Genomic DNA, 19,463 nt, shown 5'->3' on the forward strand with positions numbered 1-19,463 from the left:
ACTTCACTTGCGTCAACGGACGATTTCAATGATCTTGAAGGACAGGAAAGTCGTTTTGAGGAGAACGGCTGGCCAATTTTGAACAGATTCATTTTTGCCAAATCTCTGGGAGGAGAGGATATGCGAAAGAGTCTTATTGCGTCCCTGGCACTTCTGCTTGCAACCAGCACCGCAGCATTCGCCGCTGGCGCGTCCGACAATGTGGTGAAGATCGGCATTTTGAACGACCAGTCGGGCGTCTATGCCGACTTCGGCGGCAAGTCTTCGGTGGAGGCAGCCAAGATGGCCGTCGAGGATTTTGGCGGCAAAGTGTTGGGCGTCCCGATCGAGATCGTCGATGCCGACCACCAGAACAAACCCGATATCGCCTCGAACATCGCCCGCCAATGGTATGATCAGGACAAGGTCGACGCCATCATGGAGCTGACGACCTCGTCGGTGGCGCTGGCGGTACAGGCGATCGCCAAGGAAAAGAAGAAGATCGATATCGTCACCGGCGCAGCCACGACCGATCTTACCGGCAAACAATGCTCGCCCTATGGTTTCCATTGGGCCTATGACACACATGCCCTGGCCGTCGGCACGGGCGGCGCGCTGGTCAAGCAAGGCGGCGATACCTGGTTCTTCCTGACCGCTGACTACGCCTTCGGTTATTCGCTGGAGCAGCAGACCAGCGATTTCGTCAAGTCGAGTGGCGGCAAGGTTCTCGGTTCCGTCCGTCATCCGCTGTCGACGAATGACTTCTCGTCCTTCCTGCTGCAGGCTCAATCCTCGGGTGCCAAGGTCATGGCCTTGCCAATGCCGGTCTCGATACCTCGAATGCCATCAAGCAGGCGTCGGAATTCGGCATCACCCAGGGGGCCAGCATCTGGCGGCGCTGCTCTTTACGCTCGCCGAAGTTCATGGCCTCGGCCTGCAGGCGGCTCAAGGCTTGACGTTGACCGAAGGCTATTACTGGAATCTCGATGACAAGAGCCGCGAATTCGGCAAGCGCTTCTTCGCTCGCACTGGCAGGATGCCGAACATGATCCACGCCGGCACCTATTCCGCCGTCCTGCAATATCTGAAGGCCGTGCAGAAGGCCGGCACCGACGATACCGAAGCGGTCGCGAAGGAACTGCACGAAATGCCGGTCGACGACGTTTTCGCCCGTGGCGGCACGGTCGGCCCCAACGGCCGCATGTTCCACGACATGTACCTGCTCCAGGTCAAGAAGCCTGAGGAAAGCAAGGAACCGTGGGATTACTTCAACGTGCTGGCAACGATTCCCGGCAAGGAAGCCTATATCGATCCGGCCAAGAGTGGCTGCGATCTCGTCAAACAGTAAGGTTGCGATCAGCCGATGGCGATCTCTGCGACAGAGCAACAGGAAGAGCCACGGGTGGTTTTATCCGCCCGCGGCCTCCGCCGCGATTTTGGCGGCTTCACGGCCGTCAAGAATGTCGATCTCGACGTGCGTCATGCCCGCGTGCACGCGCTGATTGGCCCGAACGGCGCCGGCAAGACGACTGTGTTCAACCTGCTGACAAAATTCCTGCAGCCGACGCATGGGACGATCACCTTGCTCGGCACCGACATTACCAAGACGAAGCCGGACAGGGTCGCGCGCATGGGGCTGGTGCGCTCCTTCCAGATTTCGGCCGTCTTTCCGCATCTCTCCGTGCTCGACAATGTCCGCGTCGCGCTGCAGCGGCCGAACAATCTGGCGCATCAATTCTGGCGACCGTTATCGGCATTGGACGGGCTCAACCATCGCGCCGAGCAACTGCTTGCGGCCGTCGGTCTGACGAAGGAACGCGATGCCATCGCCGCCGATCTGTCCTATGGCCGCAAGCGCGTATTGGAGATCGCGACAACCTTGGCGCTTGATCCGAAGGTGCTGCTGCTCGACGAACCGATGGCCGGCATGGGGCTGGAGGATGTCAACACCGTCTCTGCCATCATCCGCGATGTAGCACGTGATCGGGCTGTGCTGATGGTGGAGCACAATCTCTCCGTCGTCGCGGATATCTGCCACCATGTCACTGTGCTCCAGCGCGGCGAAATCCTCGCCGAAGGCGACTACGCCACGGTCAGCCAGGACCCGCGCGTCCGCGAGGCCTATATGGGCACGGAGGAGGCGTAGGATGGCGGCGCTGCTTGAGGTTCAGGGTCTCAATGCCTGGTATGGCGAAAGCCACATATTGCACGGCGTCGACATGAAAGTTGGCGAGGGTGAGACCATCACCATTCTCGGCCGCAACGGCGTCGGTAAGACGACGACGCTGCGCACCATCGTCGGCATCGTTCGGGCGCGCAGGGGCAAGATCGCCTTTGCCGGTGCCGACATGATGCACGTGCCGCTGCACAAGACGGCGCATAGAGGCATCGGCTTCGTGCCGGAGGAGCGCGGCATCTTCTCGACGCTCAGCGTTCATGAAAATCTGATGCTGCCGCCGGTGGTTGCGCCGGGTGGGATGACGGTCGATGAGATTTTCGAGCTGTTTCCCAATCTGCACGAGCGCCGAAACAGCGCCGGCACGAAACTCTCGGGCGGTGAACAGCAGATGCTCGCCATGGCCCGCATCCTGCGCACCGGTGTGCGCATGCTGCTGCTCGACGAACCCACGGAGGGGCTGGCGCCAGTGATCGTTCAGCGCATCGGCGAGGTGCTGAAGAAGCTGAAGGAGCGCGGCATGACCATTCTGCTGGTCGAGCAGAATTTCCGGTTTGCGAGCCGCATTGCCGATCGTTTCTATCTGATGGATCATGGCCAGATGATCGCCGAGTTTCCGGTCGGCGAATTGCCGGAGCGGATGGACATGCTGCACAAGGTTCTGGGGGTCTGACGCCATGACCATGATATTCGGCATCCCGCTGCAAGCGCTCCTCGGACAATTGCTGATCGGACTGATCAACGGCTCCTTCTATGCGCTCTTGAGCCTCGGGCTCGCGATCATATTCGGCATGCTGCGGGTGATTAATTTCGCCCACGGCGCTCTCTACATGCTCGGCGCTTTCACCGCCTATCTTCTGCTCGCCTATGCCGGCATCGGCTATTGGCCGTCATTGGTGCTGGCGCCATTGATTGTCGGCCTGTTCGGCGCTGTCGTCGAGCGCTTGTGCTTGCGCCGGCTTTACAAGGTCGATCCGCTCTACGGGCTGCTTTTTACCTTCGGCATGGCTCTGACCATCGAAGGCACGTTCCGCTATTTCTACGGTTCTTCGGGCCAGCCCTACGCCGTGCCGACCGCGTTGGTGGGCGCCGTCAATCTCGGTTTCATGTTCCTGCCGATCTATCGCGGCTGGGTGATCGCGGTGTCGCTCGTTGTCTGCCTTGGCACCTGGCTGCTAATCGAGAAGACCAAGCTTGGCGCCTATCTGCGTGCAGCGACGGAAAATTCAGTGCTCGTACAGGTCTTCGGCGTCAACGTGCCGGTACTTCTGACGCTGACCTATGCCTTCGGCGTCGCGCTCGCCGCCCTTGCCGGCGTGCTGGCCGCACCGATCTATCAGGTCTCGCCGCTCATGGGATCGAACATGATCATCATCGTCTTTGCCGTCGTTGTCGTCGGCGGCATGGGCTCGATCATGGGCGCCATCGTCACCGGCTATGTGCTCGGCGTGGCGGAAGGACTGACGAAGGTCTTTTATCCGGAAGCATCCAATATCGTCATCTTCGTGATCATGGCGATCGTGCTGCTCCTCAGGCCCGCGGGCCTTTTTGGCCGGGATGCGTGACATGGTTGATATGACCGATACGTTGAAATCCGAAAGCCGCCGCCCGTCATCAGTCCAGAAGGGCTTTCTGATCGTCGGCCTGGTTCTGCTGATCTGGGCGCCGTTTTTCATTTATCCGATCTTCGTCATGAAGGTGCTCTGCTTCGCGCTCTTTGCCTGCGCCTTCAACCTGCTGCTCGGCTATACCGGCCTTCTGTCCTTCGGCCACGCCACCTTCTTCGGCGGTGCGGCCTATTTCACAGCCTATACGGTGAAGGAGTGGGGCGTTCCGCCTGAGCTCGGCATCGTGATCGGCGTCGCCGGCGCTGTGCTGCTGGGTCTGATCATGGGCTTCGTCGCCATCCGCCGGCAGGGCATATATTTCGCCATGATCACGCTGGCGCTGTCCTACATGTTCTACTTCTTCTGCCTGCAGGCGAAGTTCACCCAGGGCGAAGATGGCATCCAGTCGGTGCCGCGTGGCCATCTCTTCGGCGTAATCGATCTCAACAACCCCTTCAACATGTATTATTTTGTGCTGGCGGTGTTCATCATCGGCGTGCTGATCATCTGGCGCTTCATCAATTCGCCCTTCGGCATGATCCTCAAATCGATCCGGGAAAACGAGCAACGGGCGATTTCGCTCGGCTATTCCGTAGCCCATTACAAGCTCGGCGCCTTCGTCATGTCGGCGGCTCTTGCCGGGCTTGCCGGCGCGGTGAAGGCGCTGGTCTTCCAGTTCGCCACCTTGACAGACGTCGCCTGGCAGATGTCCGGCGAGGTGATCCTGATGACCTTGCTCGGCGGCATCGGCACCTTGATCGGCCCGCTTTTCGGCGCCGGCTTCGTGGCAACGCTGGAAAACTATCTCGCGACCTCGGAATTCCCGGTCACCGTCATCACCGGCATCGTCTTCATGGTCTGCGTCCTGCTCTTCCGCCGCGGCATCATCGGCGAGTTCTACGCGTCGCGGCTGGGGCGGAAACTGGGATTTGAGTATCGCCGCTGACTATCCACCTTTCCTTCTCCCCGCTCGCGGGGAGAAGGTGCCCGAAGGGCGGACGAGGGGCCTGCACAGACTGCTGGCGAATACGGAATTTGCCGGACCCTCCCGCCCCTCACCCTAGCCCTCTCCTCGCATGCGGGGAGAGGGGACGACAGAGTCTCTGGAATGGATCGATTCGACTACATTATCATCGGCGCCGGCAGTGCCGGCTGCGTGCTTGCCAACCGGCTGTCGGCGGATCGCAACAACAGGGTATTGTTGCTGGAGGCGGGGGGCAGCGACAATTACCACTGGATCCATATCCCGGTCGGCTATCTCTATTGCATCAACAATCCCCGCACCGACTGGTGCTTCACCACCGCGCCGGAAGCAGGGCTGAACGGCCGCTCGCTAAACTATCCGCGCGGCAAGGTGCTCGGCGGCAGCTCCTCGATCAACGGTATGATCTATATGCGCGGCCAGGCACGCGACTATGATCTCTGGCGGCAGCTCGGCTGCGCCGGCTGGGGTTGGGACGATGTACTGCCCTATTTCGTGAAGTCCGAGGACCATTACAGGGGCAAGGACGAGATGCATGGCGCCGGTGGCGAGTGGCGGGTCGAGAAGGCCCGCGTGCGCTGGGCTGTGCTCGATGCCTTCCAGGCGGCTGCACGCGAAGCCGGAATCCCCGAAACGGCGGATTTCAATCGCGGCAATAACGAGGGTTCCGGCTATTTTGATGTCAACCAGCGCTCCGGTGTCCGCTGGAATACCGCGAAGGCCTTTCTGCAGCCGGCTCTGAAACAGGGCAATCTCACCGTCCTCACCAAGGCGCAGGTCCGCCGCCTGCTCGTCGAGGAGGATGCCGTCACCGGTGTCGAGTTTCAGCATAACGGCATGACGAAGCGCGCTTATGCCGACAAGGAAACGGTCCTGTCTGCCGGCTCCATCGGTTCGCCGCAGATACTGGAACTCTCCGGCATCGGCCGCGGCGAGATATTGAGCCAGGCCGGCATAGGGGTGGTGCGCGAAATCAAGGCGGTCGGCGAGAACCTGCAGGATCACCTGCAACTGCGCATGGCCTACAAGGTTACCGGCGTGCCGACCTTGAACGAGAAGGCGACCAAACTGCTCGGCAAGGCGGCGATCGGGCTGGAATATCTTGTGCGCCGCTCCGGGCCTATGGCGATGGCGCCGAGCCAGCTCGGCATCTTCACCCGCTCCGGCCCGGACAAGGAAACGCCGGACCTGCAATATCACGTGCAGCCGGTGTCGCTCGATAAGTTCGGCGATCCCGTCCATCCTTTTCCGGCGATTACCGCCAGCGTCTGCAATCTGAGACCGGAGAGTCGCGGCGCCGTACACATCGAGAGTCCCGAATTCACAGCCCAGCCAAAGATCAGCCCAAACTATCTCTCGGCATTGCGCGACCGCGAAATCGCAGTACGCTCCATCCGCCTGACGCGGCGGATCGTGGCGCAGCCGTCTTTCGCCAAATTTCTGCCGGAGGAGTTCAAGCCCGGTCCGTCCTATCAGACGGACGCCGAGCTCGAGCGCGCGGCGGGCGATATTGGCACGACGATCTTCCACCCGGTCGGCACCTGCCGCATGGGTGGCGATCCACAAAGCGTGGTCGATCCGCGTTTGCGGTTTCGCGCGCTGGCGCGGCTCCGGATCGCCGACGCCTCGGTCATGCCGTCGATTACATCAGGGAACACCAACTCGCCGACCATCATGATCGCCGAGAAAGCCGCTGAGATGATCCTTGCCGACAACCGCTGAGCGCCTATTGATGAGTGGAGGCAGAACAGGGAGTTTCGAATGCATGGCATAGACGAGGTCATCATCGAGCGTCAGGGATCGGCGGGTCTCATCCGTCTCAACCGGCCGCAGGCGCTGAACAGCCTGACATCACCGATGATCCGGGCGATTGCATCGGCTCTTGGTGAATTCGCCGCCGATCCTTCCGTCGCCAGCGTCATCGTCGCAGGAGAGGGCGAGCGCGCCTTCTGCGCCGGCGGCGATATTCGCCTGTTGCATGAGAGCGGCAAACGAGGTTCAGCGGAAGCCGAGACCTTCTGGCGCGAGGAATTTCGCCTCAACCATGCCATCGCGAATTATCCCAAACCTTACGTGGCGCTGATGGACGGCATCACCATGGGCGGTGGCGTCGGACTATCCTCCCATGGCAGTCATCGTGTCGTTACGGAGCGCACCCGCCTCGCCATGCCGGAAACCGGCATCGGTTATTTTCCCGATGTCGGCGCCACCTGGCTTTTACCGCGTGCGCCCGGCGAAGCCGGCACATGGATGGGCCTGACAGGCCACACCATCAACGCCGCCGACGCGATCCACGCGCGGCTCGCCGATCATTGTGTCGCGTCTTCCGATCTAACGACGTTGATCGAGGCGATCAGCGTGTTGCCCGTCGCTGCGTCGTCGGCCAATGTGCACAGGGTGATTTCAGGCATGGCAGCCCCCGCGGGCGAAAGCCGGCTCGCCGCTATCAGCGATATGATCGATCGGGCGCTGGCATATGATACCGTTGAGGACATTCAGGAGGCGCTGACACGAGAGACAGGCGATTTCGCCGCCGAAACGTCGCGGACGATCGCCACGCGCTCTCCCACCAGCCTGAAATTGACCCTGAAGCTGCTGCGGGCCGGCCGCAAGAGCGCAAGCCTTGGCGAATGCCTGAACCGCGAACTCGGCGCCTGCCTTGGGATATTGTATAATCCCGACTTTTACGAAGGCGTGCGCGCCGCGGTCATCGACAAGGATCGCAATCCGAAATGGTCCCCGGCAAGCCTTGCCGAGGTCGGCGATGCCGCCATCGACCGCTTCTTCGTGCCGGCGCGACCGCCGCTTTTCGCGATGTGAAGATACTGGAAGGAGAGCATCATGACACGGATCGCATTCATCGGGCTCGGCAATATGGGCGGTCCCATGGCCGCCAATCTGGTCAAGGCCGGCCATGCCGTTGTCGGCTTCGATCTCGCGCATGATGTGCTGAAGGCTGCGGAGGCGACGGGCGTCAAGGCCGCAAACGTGCTGACCGAGGCCTTGGCCGATGCCGAAGCCGTCATCACCATGTTGCCGATGGGGCGGCATGTGCTGACGGTCTGGACCGATATCCTGCGCTCGGTGCCGAAGGGTACCTTGCTGATCGACAGCTCGACCATCGATGTCGACAGCGCCCGCAAAGCCCACGCCATGGCAGGTGATGCCGGTTGCCTGTCCCTCGACGCACCGGTCTCCGGCGGCACTGGGGGTGCCGCGGCCGGAACGCTCACCTTCATGGCCGGCGGTTCGCAGGAAAGTTTTGCAGGCGCCAGACCGCTGCTCGAAGTCATGGGCAAGAAGATCGTCCATTGCGGCGATGCGGGCGCCGGCCAGGCGGCGAAGATCTGCAACAACATGATCCTCGGTGTTTCCATGATCGGCGTCTGCGAGGCCTTCGTGCTCGGCGAAAAGCTCGGCCTGTCACACCAGGCCCTGTTCGACGTCGCTTCGACGTCGTCCGGCCAGTGCTGGTCAATCAATACCTATTGCCCCGTGCCCGGCCCTGTGCCGACCTCGCCCGCCAACAACGACTACAAGCCGGGCTTCATGGCGGCACTGATGCTGAAGGATCTGCGGCTTGCGCAGGAGGCGGCGCTGTCGAGCGGCGCGTCGACGCCGCTGGGTGCCGAAGCGGCGCAACTGTTTGCGCTGTTCGACAAACAGGGCAATGGCGCCCGTGATTTCTCGGCGATTATTGAGATGTTCCGGGAGGCGGACTGAGGATTGCTGGATCGTTGGTCGGGTGCAAGGCTGCCCCTCTCCCCGCGAGCGCAGGGGGAATCGCGCATGAGATGAAGTCGTTACCACGCAACCCCTTCTCCCCTCGGGGAGAAGGTGCCGACAGGCGGATGAGGGGGGCGAGGAGTGGAACGACGAGCACCTTGAGCGCAAGCGAAAGGTCACTCTTTATGGAAAAAGACCCCCTCATCCGACCCTTCGGGCCACCTTCTCCCCAAGGGGAGAAGGAGCTTACGGCGCTGGCATGCCCCATATGCAATTGCCCTTCACTCAAGGGGGGAGAGGGTTAGGGTGAAGGGCTTGCCACAAGCGACATCCTCTGCGAATAAGCCTCAACTCATCGCCACATGCCGCGCATGCGCGCCCCAACATCGACGCGCACCTGCCGTGCCTGAACCGCCGCAGCGCTTTCCGCCCGTGCCTGCGGCCAGCCGCAGACCTCGAAGAATTGCAGCAAGGTCACCGGAATGAAGCGCGTGCGCGAAGCGAAGACATGCCGATCGCCTTGGGCATGCTGGCCATGCGTGAAGAAGCGCTGCGGGATGACGAGGTCGAGGCCGTCCTTGGCACGAGTCATGGCGACATAGAGCAGCCGCCGTTCCTCTTCGATCTCGGAGGATGATCCGACGGCGAGATCGGCCGGAATGCAGCCATCCACGGCATTGAGGACGAAGACTTTCGTCCATTCCTGGCCTTTGGCGGAATGGATGGTCGAAAGGATGAGATAATCCTCGTCGAGCAGCGGCACGCCGGCCTGGTCACTGGTGGCATCGGGCGGATCGAGCGTCAATTCGGTGAGGAAGCGCTCGCGCGAGCCGTAGCCGCCAGCGATTTGTTCGAGCTGGAGCAAGTCCGCCTGACGCGTTGCCGCATCCTCATGTGCCCGCTCCAGATGCGGTTCATACCACTGCCGCACCAGGCCGATTTCCGCTGGCCACCCGGCCTTGCCGCTCTTCAGTTCCTGCATGGTCGCTACGAAACTGGTCCAGTCTTCCCCAGAGCGGGGAGGCGCCGGAAAGTCGGCAAGCGCCGTCATCGGACTGGCCTGTTCGCCGATATGGTCGAGCACGCGCTGCGCGGTCGAGGGGCCGACGCCCGGCAGGAGCTGCATCAACCGGAAGCCGGCAACGCGGTCGAGCGGGTTCTGGGCAAAGCGAAGGGCAGCCAGCATGTCCTTGACATGGGCACTGTCGAGAAACTTCAGCCCGCCGAATTTGACGAAGGGGATGTTGCGGCGGGTAAGCTCCACCTCCAGCGGCCCGCTATGGTGCGAGGTCCGGAAAAGCACGGCCTGCTGCTTGAGCTTCGCGCCGCTCTCGCGATTTTCCAGCACCTGGTCGGCAACATAGCGCGCTTGATCGCTTTCGTCGCGCACCGTCACCAGCCGTGGCCGTTGAGCGCTTTGCCGCTCCGTGCGCAAGTTCTTCGTGAATCGTTCGGAGGCAAGATCGATCACCGCATTGGCGGCCGCCAGAATCGGCTGCGTCGAACGGTAATTGCGGTCGAGCGTGACGATGTTGGCGGCGGGAGTAAAGGAGGTCGGGAAGTCGAGGATGTTGCGCACCGTAGCCGCGCGGAATGAGTAGATCGACTGCGCATCGTCGCCGACGACAGTCAGTCCGTGGCCGTTGGGTTTCAGCGCCAGCAGGATCGACGACTGCAGCCGGTTGGTATCCTGATATTCGTCGACCAGCACATGATCGAAGCGGCCGCCAATATCTTCGGCGATCAGCGGCTCGTGCAGCATATGCGCCCAATAGAGCAGCAGATCGTCGTAATCGAGCACATTCTGCACCTGCTTGGCCTCGACATAGGCCGCGAAGAGGTCGCGCAACTGCTTGTCCCAGGCAGCGCACCAAGGGAAGAAATCGCGCAATATCTCTTCGAGCGGCGTTTCCGAATTGACGGTGCGGGAATAGATGGCAAGGCAAGTCGCCTTGGTCGGAAAGCGGCTTTCCAGCTTGGAGAAACCAAGCTCGTGACGAATGAGGTTCATCAGGTCGGCGCTGTCTTCGCGGTCATGGATCGTGAAGGCCGGGTCGAGGCCGATCTGTTCGGCGTAATCGCGCAAGAGCCGCGCACCGATGCCGTGGAATGTGCCGCTCCAGGCAAGCGCGTCGGCCATAATGCCGGCATTGGCGCCAAGTACCTCGCGGCAGATGCGCTCGACGCGCCGGCCCATCTCGGCTGCGGCGCGGCGGGAAAAAGTCATCAAAAGGATGCGGCGGGGATCGGCGCCTTTGACGATCAGGTGCGCAACGCGATGGGCCAGCGTGTTGGTCTTGCCGGAGCCGGCGCCGGCGATCACCAGCAGCGGCCCGGCGATATGGCTGCCTTCGACCGTCGTGCCGTGCTCCACCGCCAGCCGCTGCTCCGGGTTCAGCTTTTCCAGATAGGCAGCGGTCATGGTCTCTCCTGAAGGCTTCGGACGGCAGGCGGCGAACTTGGAATCGGTGACGAATCATGTTCGCAATAATATCCGAATGTTCGATGAATGTTCCGAATTGGCCGAAACTGTCAAGATCAACAGGATCTGCACAGAGATGTGACCCTCCCGTCATGAATTTGGTTCAGATTTAATGAGAGCCGGCTCGAAAAAAGCCTTTGGGGTACTTATTTACCGAATTGTGACAGATGATTTTGGGGTTTCGGTGCGCTGGGTAGGGTTCCCGAACATGAATGAGACGATCGCCACCGGATTGCGCCAACCTGAGGCGCCGGTAGCCCTGACGGATGGGCGTATCGCGCTTGTGGAGACAGACGACAGTCGTCGTTGCCTGACGATGATCGCCGGAGGTATCCGACGTGAAATCTGCCGGATCGGCGGCCGACCGACCGGACTTGCGGTCGACGGCGACAATTGTTTCTGGGTGGCGGGTGGCCCGGAAAACTCCCTTGTCCGGCTCTCTGCCGAAGGCCGCACCTTGCAAGTGATCGAAGGCGGTAAAGACGGCCCGTTTCTCTACCCGAACGACCTGGCCTTCGGTCCCGCCGGCCTGCTCTATATGACCGATTCCGGCGTCCGTGTCTCCGACCTGCTCGAAGGCTCCGACATCAATCCCGATTTCTTCCAGGCGCCCTATAACGGCCGCGTCTATCAGATCGACCCTGCAGAGGGTCGGGTGCAGCGCGTGCTGGCGACCGGCTTGCTCTATGCCAACGGCATAGCGTTCGGGCCGGACGGACTGCTTTACTACAGCGAGACATTGACCGGGAAAATCTATCGCCAGGTCGTCGGCGGCCGGCAGGAACTGTTTGCGCAGGTCATGCCGACGCCGGCTGTGAAGGCGCTGTGCGGGCCGGCCGGTATGGCCTTTGATCGCAGCGGTATGCTTTATTGCACGATTTACGGGCAAGGCGAGATCTGCATGATCGATCCCACCGGAAAGATTGCCGGCCGTATCCGCACCAATGGCGCGCGACCGGGCAATATCGCTTTCACCCTTGATGGCAAATATGCGCTTATCACCGAGCAGGAAAATGGTGCTTTGGAGAGAATAACGGCGCCGCGCCCAGGGCTGCCGTTGCACATGCCGTCCATCTGATCCGGAGGCAGATGGACATGCCCGGAAGCCGGGCATGTCCTCGTTCATATCCGTTCGCGCTTATTCGGCTGCAGGGATCTGCTTGTTGTCCTTGCCGGACTTGTCGTCCGGCTTGGCGTCGTTGGCGACCGCCTTGGCATGGCGGCGGCGCCAATCGCCGAGGAACAGCAAGATCGGAGCGGCGATGAAGACCGACGAGGCGCCAGCGACAAGTATGCCGAACACCATCGGGATCGCGAAGCTGGAGACAGCGCTGCCGCCCCAGATCGCCATCGGCACCAGCGCCAGGAAGGCGGTGGCGTTGGTATAGAGGCTTCGCGCCAGGGTCTCGTTGATCGACTTGTCGATGATGTCGCGCAGCGGCATCGACTTGTAGAGCCGCATGTTTTCACGCATACGGTCATAGACCACGACCTTGTCGTTCACCGAGTAACCGACCAGCGTCAGGATAGCGGCGATGGCCGTCAGGTTGAAATCGAGGCCGGTGATCGCGAAGAAGCCGATCGCCTTGGTGACGTCGAGTACCAGAGTGACGATGGCGCCGACCGCGAATGGCCATTCGAAACGAAACCAGATGTAGAACAGCATCGCCAGGCTGGCGATCACGACCGACAGGATGCCGGCCCAGGCAAGCTCGCCCGAAACCTTCGGACCGATGACATCCGTGCCTTCGATGGTCGCGGTTGGGTCGATCTTGATGATTTCTGCCTTGAGCTTGGTGACCGCGGCTGTCTGCGCCTCTTCGCCGCCGTCCTGGCGCTGTGCGCGGACAAGGAGGCTGCTGTTGTCGCCGAAGGACTGCAGTGCGATTTCGCCGAGGCCGAGCGTGTTCAGGCCCGCGCGGAACGTAGATAAATCGGCCGCGTCCTTGGTTCTGACCGACATCTGGATGCCGCCTCGGAAATCGACGCCGTAGTTGAGGCCCGGATGGATGAACAGGACCACCGAGGCGATCGATAGGATCGCCGAGACGGTGACGCCAAAGAAGCGGGCCTTCATGAACTGGATGTGCTTGTCATAAGGGCTGAAGGGGATCAGCGGCCTGATGTTGAGCACCTTCAGCTTGCGGCGACGGGTGATGGCGATCATCACGACGCGTACGAAGGCGACGGAGGTGAACATCGAGATAATGAGGCCGAGACCCATAGTCACGGCAAAGCCGCGAACCGGGCCGGAGCCGAAGTAGAACAGGATGGCGGCGGCGATCAGGGCCGTCATGTTGCCGTCGATAATCGTCGAATAAGCCTTCTTGAAGCCGTTATCGATGGCCGCGAAGGCGCCGCGGCCCTTGCGGGTTTCTTCGCGGATGCGCTCGTTGATGAGAACGTTGGCATCAACCGCAAGGCCGATACCAAGGACGACGCCGGCGATGCCCGGCAGCGTCAGCGTGGCGCCGACAAGCGTCAGGGCCGAGAAGGTCAGGATCGTGTGGATGAGCAGTGCAACATTCGCGAGAATCCCCCAGGTGCCGTAGAGCACGAAGATGAAGGCGGCAACCAAGACGAAGCCGATCAGGCCGCTATAGATACCCTTCTGGATCGCGTCGCTGCCGAGGTCGGCGCCGACCGTGCGCTCTTCGATGACGGTGAGCTTGGCTGGCAGAGCGCCGGCGCGCAGCAGGGCTGCGAGCGTCGTTGCGCTATCGGCGGTGAAATTGCCTGAGATCTGGCCCGAACCGCCGGTGATCGGCTCGCGAATGTTCGGTGCGCTCAGTACCTTGTTGTCGAGAACGATGGCGAAGGGCTTGCCGACATTTTCACGGGTGATTTCAGCGAAGCGGTTGGCGCCGGCACTGTCGAAGCGGAAGGTGACGAGCGGCTCATGCGTGTTCGGATCGAAGCTGACGCGGGCGTCGGTAAGGCGGTCGCCGGCGAGCTCGATGCGGTCGAGAACCGGATAGCTGCGGCCTTCGTCGTCCTTCAGAATGGTGACGCCGGGGCCGGGATTGTTCGGGTCGACATTGTCGGCGAGCAGATGGAAGGACATCTTCGCGGTCGAGCCGAGCAGTTCGCGCAGGCGAGACGGGTCCTGTGCGCCCGGAAGCTGCACGAGGACGCGGTTGGGGCCGACGCGCTGGATGGTCGGTTCGGCGACGCCTACCTGGTCGACGCGCTTGCGAATGACTTCCAAGCTCTGCTGGACGGCGGAATCGACGTTGCTGGCAATGCCGGCCGGCGAGAAGGACATGGCAATCGCGCTGCCATTCGGCGTAATCGTCAGGTCGGACTGGCCGGCGGAGAGGCCGGACGAGATCGTGTTTGCGAGGGTCCGCAACTGCGTCACCGCATCGTTGCTCTGCGACGGATCGGTCAACGTGACGATGATCTGGTCGCCATTGCGGACGATCGAACGGGTCTGGATGTTCTTGTCGCGCAAGACACGGCGCGAATCTTGCAGCAGCGATTGCAGCCGGCCGTTGGTCAGGTCCTTCTCGTCGACTTCGAGGACGAGGTAGGAGCCGCCGCGAAGGTCGAGGCCGAGGGAAACCTGGCTATGCGGCAGCCAGGACGGGACCTTACTGAGAACCGACGGCGGAAGCGCGTTCGGCAGGGCAATGAAAAGGCCAAGCACGATGATCACGGTATAGAGGATCACCAGCCATGGTGAGGTGCGCATGGGTATTATCCTTGGAAATACGCTAATGCCAGCGGAGCCTGCCGCTGGCGGACGTGGAGTCATGTCGGAGATGCGCCGTTAAGCGCGCGAACCGGTCAGATGAAAGCAGCCGGCGGGGCACGCGCGCGATAGGCGCGAAAAGCAAGGGATTCGTGCTGTATGGCTTCGCCGCGATGGCGCGGCTGCCACGGATTGCTCAGAAATCCGAGCGACGGAAGGGTCGCAAGCGTTGCCGGGCCGATGTCGTGCCAGGTGGCTTTCGGTGTCACCGTGCGGTCGGCCACGACAATGCCGCGTACCGGATCGCGCAAGGCGAGATAGAGCGGTTGGCTGTCCTTGCCGGAGGAAAAGGCCTCGGCGTCCGCCCGCGCAGTGAGATTGATGCCCCCGCCAAGGGCCAGTCCGAGATAGGCGAAGAAAGCGACGAACAGCGAGGCGATCACGCGCGCTCCGGCGCGGTGCGTCGTCCTGCTATCGTTCTCTTCGCTGTCGGCGGCGCCGAATTCGAACGGGTCCAACTGTATAAAAGGCCTTCATTCCTTTGCCGGAGCGGTTTCCGACGGTTCTGTCATGATATCAGGACGCTTCGCGTCTTCATAGTGCGGCCTGTCATGATGCACTTGCGCCAGCTGGTCAACCATGCCAAGCGCAATTTCCCGCTCTCCCATGATGACCGTATCGGCGCCATATTGTTTGAGCACGTCGATTTCGGCGTCGGAATGGGCGCGGGCGACGATCAGGATCGACGGATTGGTGGCGCGCGCCTGTTCGGCCGCACTGCACGCCTCGAAGGTGTTCGGAATGGCGATGATCAGGCTGCGCGCCCCAGCGATATTGGCATATGCCAGAACCGCCGCGGAGGCCGCATTGCCGTAGATCGCCTCGATTCCCTGCTGCTTGAGCTCGCCGATGCGCTTCTCGGAATCCTCGATGACCACGAAAGGCGTACCGGAGGATTTGAGATTTTCGCCGACAATGCTGCCGACACGACCGTAGCCGATCAGCACGACATGGCCGGCAAGTGTGGTCGGCCGCATCTCCTCATCGCCAACGGTCTCTGCCAGTGGATCGGCAAGCGCAGGCGAGGCTTCGCCCGTCGCCGTCCGCTCCGCTTGCACAGCAGGTTCTTTACTTTCCGGTGCCTCGCTCTGCCGCTTGGTTTCCAGCATCTTTTGCAGCCAGTCACAAGCAATGAAGACAACCGGGTTGAGGATAATCGAGATGATCGCGCCGCCGAGGATCAGGTCGCGGCCTTCGGCCGGCAACAGGCCGAGCTCGACGCCGAGTGCGGCGAGGATGAAGGAGAATTCGCCGATCTGTGCCAGGCTGGCGGAAATAGTCAGTGCCGTGCTCACCGGCTTGCCGAAGGCGAGCACGATGAAAAACGCGGCGACCGATTTGCCGACGACGATGATGAACACAGTCGCCAGCAACGGCAGCGGATTATCGATCAGTATGTTCGGATCGAACAGCATGCCGACCGAGACGAAGAACAGCACGGCGAAGGCATCGCGCAATGGCAGGCTTTCCTGCGCGGCCCGGTGGCTGAGCTCGCTTTCCGACAGGATCATGCCGGCGAAGAAGGCGCCGAGCGCCAGCGACACGCCGAAGAGTTTTGCAGCCCCGAAAGCAACGCCGAGCGCAATGGCGAGGACGCCGAGGCGGAAAAGTTCACGCGAGCCGGTATGGGCGATGAGGTGCAGGATCCAGGGAATAATCCGCCGGCCGAAGACCAGCATCAGTCCGACGAAAGCCGCGACCTTGAGAAGCGTCATGGCGACGATGCCGGTGATGCCGAGATCGAGGCCCAACATCCGGTTGAGGCCGGCCGATAATGGCTCGGGCGTGCCATGACCGGAAATGCTGGCGGCGGCGGGAATGAGAACGAGAACCAGTACCATGGCCAAGTCTTCGACGATGAGCCAGCCGACCGCGATCTTGCCGCGATCGCTCTCGATGAGCCGACGCTCCTGCAAGGCTTTCAAGAGGACGACCGTCGAGGCGACGGAGAGCGCGAGGCCAAAGACCAGGTTGCCGCCGAGCGGCCAGCCCATCGCTGCGCCGAGCCCCCAACCGAGCAGGGTTGCGAAGCCGATCTGAACGATCGCACCGGGGACCGCTATGCCGCGTACCGACAAAAGATCCTTCAGTGAGAAATGCAGACCTACGCCGAACATCAACAGGATGACGCCGATTTCGGCGAGTTCCGGCGCCAGGCTCTGGTCGGCGACGAAGCCGGGTGTGTGCGGGCCGGCGAGCACACCTGCAAGAAGATAACCGACGAGCGGCGGCATCTTGAACCGATTGGCGATGGCGCCGAAGATGAATGCCAGTACGAGGCCCATGACGATCGTTGAAATCAAAGGCGTGTCGTGTGGCATTGCAGTCTCCTCGATACTGGAAATCCCGTGCAGTTTATGACATATTTGGCGTATGTTGACCAATATGGGTGGTTTTTAATCGTGAATCAAGGCGTCAACCCAATGATTCTCACGCCTGCGCTCTGCCGGGCGGCGCGCGGGTTGCTCGACTGGACGCAGTCGGACATAGCCGAAAGAGCCGGCGTGTCACGAAGCACGATCCGCGACTATGAGGGCGGGCATCATGACATTCATCGGGCGACCGAGGCGCAATTGCGCCTGGCTTTCGAAGAGGGTGGCGTCATCTTCGCGGAAATGCCTGAGCTTGGTTGGGGTGTCTACCTGCGCCCAGCTTCATATCACGATTGAGGTTTGGGGGCTATGCAGCTTGCCGAAAGACGGTAGGCGTAGAGCGTCCTGCCTTTCATGTTGCCGAAATCCGGCGACCAGCTCTTGATGAGCTCCGACCGGCCCGCCGTGCAATCGAACGGTTCGTCGTCGACATAAAGTACCTGGCCGGTGGCGTTCGACGGCAGCGAAAAATTCTGCTCGTAGTAGCTCTTGGGAAAGCCGCCGAAGTTGCGTGCATAGATACGGTAGGGCTTGCCCTTCAGCGTGTAGAACAGATCGGCGAGAATATCGCGGTTATCGGCGACGATATCCGCCGTGTTCGCCTGGGTAGCGATACTGGCGATCTCCAGGCTGATTGCGCTGCGGCCGACATAGCGCTGCATGACCAGATTGCCATTCGGCAGCTTGATGTCATAGGCAAACACGGTCAAAACCGGCAAGAGGAAGGCAACGACCGAGCCGATGATCAGCGAGATGACCAAGCCCTTTTTCGTCAGGCGGTAGAGCAGCCAGACAGCGAGGATCGTGCCGGCGGCATAAGCGGTGACCGCCCAGTTGGCATAGGCCTTGGCAAACAGCGCCTGCAGCGTGATCAGCGCCACGACCGGGATCGACAGCCAGACGAGCAGCTTTTCTCTGTCGTCGCTTTGCCCGCGAACCATCCGCCAGGCCGCCCAGAGCATGGCATAGAAAATGATAGGCCCGACGACGCCGAATTGCGCCCCGACAAAACCTAGCGCACCGAGCAGATGCTTCACCAGCCCGGCGCCGTTTCCCTCGCCGTTCCAATGGGCAATGCTTTCGGTATGGCGCACCGTTGCCGCATCATGGGCCAAATTCCACCAGAGATTCGGGGCGACGACGACGGCGCCGGCGATGGCGGCGATGATCACGTCGCGCCAGGCAATGCGCGCTGAACGCAATGTCAGCATGGCGACGCCGACACCTGGCAGCAGGAACAATACGGAATATTTCGTCAGGAAGGCGATGCCGAGGCTGACGCCGAGGATCAGCGCTTCAATAACAGAGGAACGTTTGGTCAGGCCGAGAAAAGCCCAGATCGCAATGGTGACGAACAGGATCTGGATCGTGTCGGTCGACACCAGTACGGCCGAAAGCGAGGCGGCCGGCAGGGTGACGAAGATGACGCCGACCCAGGGCTCGATCTCACGCCCGACGTCACCCGTAATCAGTCGTCGCGTCGTACGCATCAGCATCAGCGCGGTGGCAAGATGGAAGAGCGGCGCGGAAACGCGGATCCAGAAGGTCGCGTCCGAACCGGAAATCGTGTTGAAGAAGCGGACCACCCAGGCGATGACCGGCGGTTTGGAATAATAGCCGAAGTCGAGGTTCTGACCCCAGAACCAATATTGCGCCTCGTCGACGAATAGATCCGTCCTATTGAAGTACAGCATCACAACGCGCCAAAGCGTGATGCCGAAGATGATTGCAAGAGCAAGCCGCAGCGAAAGTGCCCGCTGGCTTGTTTCTGAATGGGTCGTATCGGACATCAATAAGGTCGATCTCGGTGCCGGGTGGTGAGGCTTCATACGGAACTATTGAGCCCGACGCTAGCTCTCGCGGAAAGAGAAAGACGGTAAGCGCAGCCCGATGCCGCGCGCTTGAGCTATCTTTATGAGGGATTTGTGCGCCTGTAGGCGTCTGAGAAGATACTCAGAGCACGCGCGGGGCGGCTTTGCCGCGGGCCTCCTCGATGAGGCCCAAAAACACGAAGGCAGCAAGCGTCATGCCGGCCATCAGCGAAGCAGTCAAATCAAGAACAATCATTGCTCTCTCCGTGTCGACATCGAAGGTGTCTCTACTTGCCGGATTAGAATATGAAGCTTGCCTGTGACTTGCGGCTACTTTGTTTTTTATTCAAAATCACCGCCGACCGAAATCGAACCAAAAGTAGTTCAAACTAAAACAGAATAGCTGGCATGGCGTATTAACCTTCAAGCAAGGAATTAACCATAAACATTGAAGCTGCACGTCGGAATGGGAAAACTGTCACTCGTTCTCACCAGGCATGAAGCCGCCCCGTCGTACCGGGTCAGATCCGGTATCCATGTCATCAAACGGTCCGAAACAGACTTTGATGAGCGA

14 protein-coding genes and 1 pseudogene are annotated in these 19,463 nt (G+C 61.1%); 10 read left to right on the forward strand and 5 right to left on the reverse strand.

Going from position 1 to position 19,463, the window contains the following annotated elements:
• Nucleotides 1–120 precede the first annotated feature (120 nt).
• The 8 genes and pseudogenes from CCGE525_RS03945 (at nucleotide 121) to mmsB (ending at nucleotide 8,467) form a co-directional block, all read left to right on the forward strand.
• A pseudogene (locus CCGE525_RS03945) lies at nucleotides 121–1,327 on the forward strand (ABC transporter substrate-binding protein).
• A gap of 15 nt (nucleotides 1,328–1,342) precedes the next feature.
• On the forward strand, nucleotides 1,343–2,125 hold the full coding sequence (locus CCGE525_RS03950; protein ID WP_120703143.1) for an ABC transporter ATP-binding protein: 783 nt from the start codon (nucleotides 1,343–1,345) through the stop codon (nucleotides 2,123–2,125).
• A 1-nt stretch (nucleotide 2,126) separates the two neighbouring features.
• Entirely contained in the window at nucleotides 2,127–2,828 is a 702-nt protein-coding gene (locus CCGE525_RS03955; protein ID WP_120703144.1) for an ABC transporter ATP-binding protein, read from the forward strand.
• 4 nt (nucleotides 2,829–2,832) lie between these two features.
• Entirely contained in the window at nucleotides 2,833–3,720 is an 888-nt protein-coding gene (locus tag CCGE525_RS03960) for a branched-chain amino acid ABC transporter permease (protein WP_120703145.1), read from the forward strand.
• A gap of 1 nt (nucleotide 3,721) precedes the next feature.
• On the forward strand, nucleotides 3,722–4,708 hold the full coding sequence (locus tag CCGE525_RS03965; RefSeq protein ID WP_120703146.1) for a branched-chain amino acid ABC transporter permease: 987 nt from the start codon (nucleotides 3,722–3,724) through the stop codon (nucleotides 4,706–4,708).
• A 162-nt stretch (nucleotides 4,709–4,870) separates the two neighbouring features.
• The gene (locus tag CCGE525_RS03970; RefSeq protein WP_120703147.1) at nucleotides 4,871–6,466 is read left to right on the forward strand and encodes a GMC family oxidoreductase; all 1,596 of its coding nucleotides are present in this window, start codon (nucleotides 4,871–4,873) and stop codon (nucleotides 6,464–6,466) included.
• Between the two features lie 39 nt (nucleotides 6,467–6,505).
• Nucleotides 6,506–7,564 (forward strand): enoyl-CoA hydratase/isomerase family protein, encoded by a 1,059-nt coding sequence (locus CCGE525_RS03975; RefSeq protein WP_120703148.1) that lies wholly within the window; start codon nucleotides 6,506–6,508, stop codon nucleotides 7,562–7,564.
• Nucleotides 7,565–7,585: 21 nt separating this feature from the next.
• The gene (mmsB, locus tag CCGE525_RS03980) at nucleotides 7,586–8,467 is read left to right on the forward strand and encodes a 3-hydroxyisobutyrate dehydrogenase (RefSeq protein ID WP_120703149.1); all 882 of its coding nucleotides are present in this window, start codon (nucleotides 7,586–7,588) and stop codon (nucleotides 8,465–8,467) included.
• Nucleotides 8,468–8,822: 355 nt separating this feature from the next.
• Here the strand turns inward: mmsB and CCGE525_RS03985 are convergent, their stop codons facing one another.
• On the reverse strand, nucleotides 8,823–10,892 hold the full coding sequence (locus tag CCGE525_RS03985; RefSeq protein ID WP_120703150.1) for an ATP-dependent helicase: 2,070 nt from the start codon (nucleotides 10,890–10,892) through the stop codon (nucleotides 8,823–8,825).
• 268 nt (nucleotides 10,893–11,160) lie between these two features.
• Here CCGE525_RS03985 and CCGE525_RS03990 point away from each other — a divergent pair, with 268 nt between their 5' ends.
• Nucleotides 11,161–12,030 carry an SMP-30/gluconolactonase/LRE family protein gene (locus tag CCGE525_RS03990; RefSeq protein ID WP_120703151.1) on the forward strand — a complete coding sequence of 290 codons (870 nt, stop codon included), beginning with the start codon at nucleotides 11,161–11,163 and terminating at the stop codon, nucleotides 12,028–12,030.
• A 60-nt stretch (nucleotides 12,031–12,090) separates the two neighbouring features.
• On the opposite strand, the gene secD is transcribed toward CCGE525_RS03990, so the two are convergent.
• From secD to ybaL, 3 genes are all read right to left on the reverse strand, one after another.
• Nucleotides 12,091–14,646, reverse strand: a complete 2,556-nt coding sequence (gene secD / locus CCGE525_RS03995) for a protein translocase subunit SecD (protein WP_120703152.1) — start codon at nucleotides 14,644–14,646, stop codon at nucleotides 12,091–12,093.
• Between the two features lie 95 nt (nucleotides 14,647–14,741).
• Nucleotides 14,742–15,164 carry a hypothetical protein gene (locus CCGE525_RS04000; protein WP_120703153.1) on the reverse strand — a complete coding sequence of 141 codons (423 nt, stop codon included), beginning with the start codon at nucleotides 15,162–15,164 and terminating at the stop codon, nucleotides 14,742–14,744.
• A gap of 15 nt (nucleotides 15,165–15,179) precedes the next feature.
• Nucleotides 15,180–17,027, reverse strand: a complete 1,848-nt coding sequence (ybaL, locus tag CCGE525_RS04005; protein ID WP_120703154.1) for a YbaL family putative K(+) efflux transporter — start codon at nucleotides 17,025–17,027, stop codon at nucleotides 15,180–15,182.
• Nucleotides 17,028–17,063: 36 nt separating this feature from the next.
• On the opposite strand from ybaL, the gene CCGE525_RS04010 reads away from it, so the two are divergent.
• On the forward strand, nucleotides 17,064–17,375 hold the full coding sequence (locus CCGE525_RS04010; protein ID WP_120706238.1) for a helix-turn-helix domain-containing protein: 312 nt from the start codon (nucleotides 17,064–17,066) through the stop codon (nucleotides 17,373–17,375).
• Here CCGE525_RS04010 and CCGE525_RS04015 read toward each other — a convergent pair.
• A complete protein-coding gene (locus tag CCGE525_RS04015) occupies nucleotides 17,366–18,868 on the reverse strand; it encodes an ArnT family glycosyltransferase (RefSeq protein WP_120703155.1) in 1,503 nt (500 codons plus the stop codon). The genes CCGE525_RS04010 and CCGE525_RS04015 overlap by 10 nt on opposite strands.
• Nucleotides 18,869–19,463 lie beyond the last annotated feature (595 nt).

The sequence above is a fragment of the Rhizobium jaguaris genome (genome assembly GCF_003627755.1).
Lineage (GTDB): Bacteria > Pseudomonadota > Alphaproteobacteria > Rhizobiales > Rhizobiaceae > Rhizobium > Rhizobium jaguaris.

Excerpts from the sequence above, each read along its gene's own strand:
- CCGE525_RS03950 (WP_120703143.1), top strand. The coding sequence starts at position 1,343 with ATGGCGATCTCTGCGACAGAGCAACAGGAAGAGCCACGGGTGGTTTTA.
- CCGE525_RS03955 (WP_120703144.1), top strand. The coding sequence starts at position 2,127 with ATGGCGGCGCTGCTTGAGGTTCAGGGTCTCAATGCCTGGTATGGCGAA.
- CCGE525_RS03960 (WP_120703145.1), top strand. The coding sequence starts at position 2,833 with ATGACCATGATATTCGGCATCCCGCTGCAAGCGCTCCTCGGACAATTG.
- CCGE525_RS03965 (WP_120703146.1), top strand. The coding sequence starts at position 3,722 with ATGGTTGATATGACCGATACGTTGAAATCCGAAAGCCGCCGCCCGTCA.
- CCGE525_RS03970 (WP_120703147.1), top strand. The coding sequence starts at position 4,871 with ATGGATCGATTCGACTACATTATCATCGGCGCCGGCAGTGCCGGCTGC.
- CCGE525_RS03975 (WP_120703148.1), top strand. The coding sequence starts at position 6,506 with ATGCATGGCATAGACGAGGTCATCATCGAGCGTCAGGGATCGGCGGGT.
- mmsB (WP_120703149.1), top strand. The coding sequence starts at position 7,586 with ATGACACGGATCGCATTCATCGGGCTCGGCAATATGGGCGGTCCCATG.
- CCGE525_RS03985 (WP_120703150.1), bottom strand. The coding sequence starts at position 10,892 with ATGACCGCTGCCTATCTGGAAAAGCTGAACCCGGAGCAGCGGCTGGCG.
- CCGE525_RS03990 (WP_120703151.1), top strand. The coding sequence starts at position 11,161 with ATGAATGAGACGATCGCCACCGGATTGCGCCAACCTGAGGCGCCGGTA.
- secD (WP_120703152.1), bottom strand. The coding sequence starts at position 14,646 with ATGCGCACCTCACCATGGCTGGTGATCCTCTATACCGTGATCATCGTG.
- ybaL (WP_120703154.1), bottom strand. The coding sequence starts at position 17,027 with ATGCCACACGACACGCCTTTGATTTCAACGATCGTCATGGGCCTCGTA.
- CCGE525_RS04010 (WP_120706238.1), top strand. The coding sequence starts at position 17,064 with ATGACATATTTGGCGTATGTTGACCAATATGGGTGGTTTTTAATCGTG.
- CCGE525_RS04015 (WP_120703155.1), bottom strand. The coding sequence starts at position 18,868 with ATGTCCGATACGACCCATTCAGAAACAAGCCAGCGGGCACTTTCGCTG.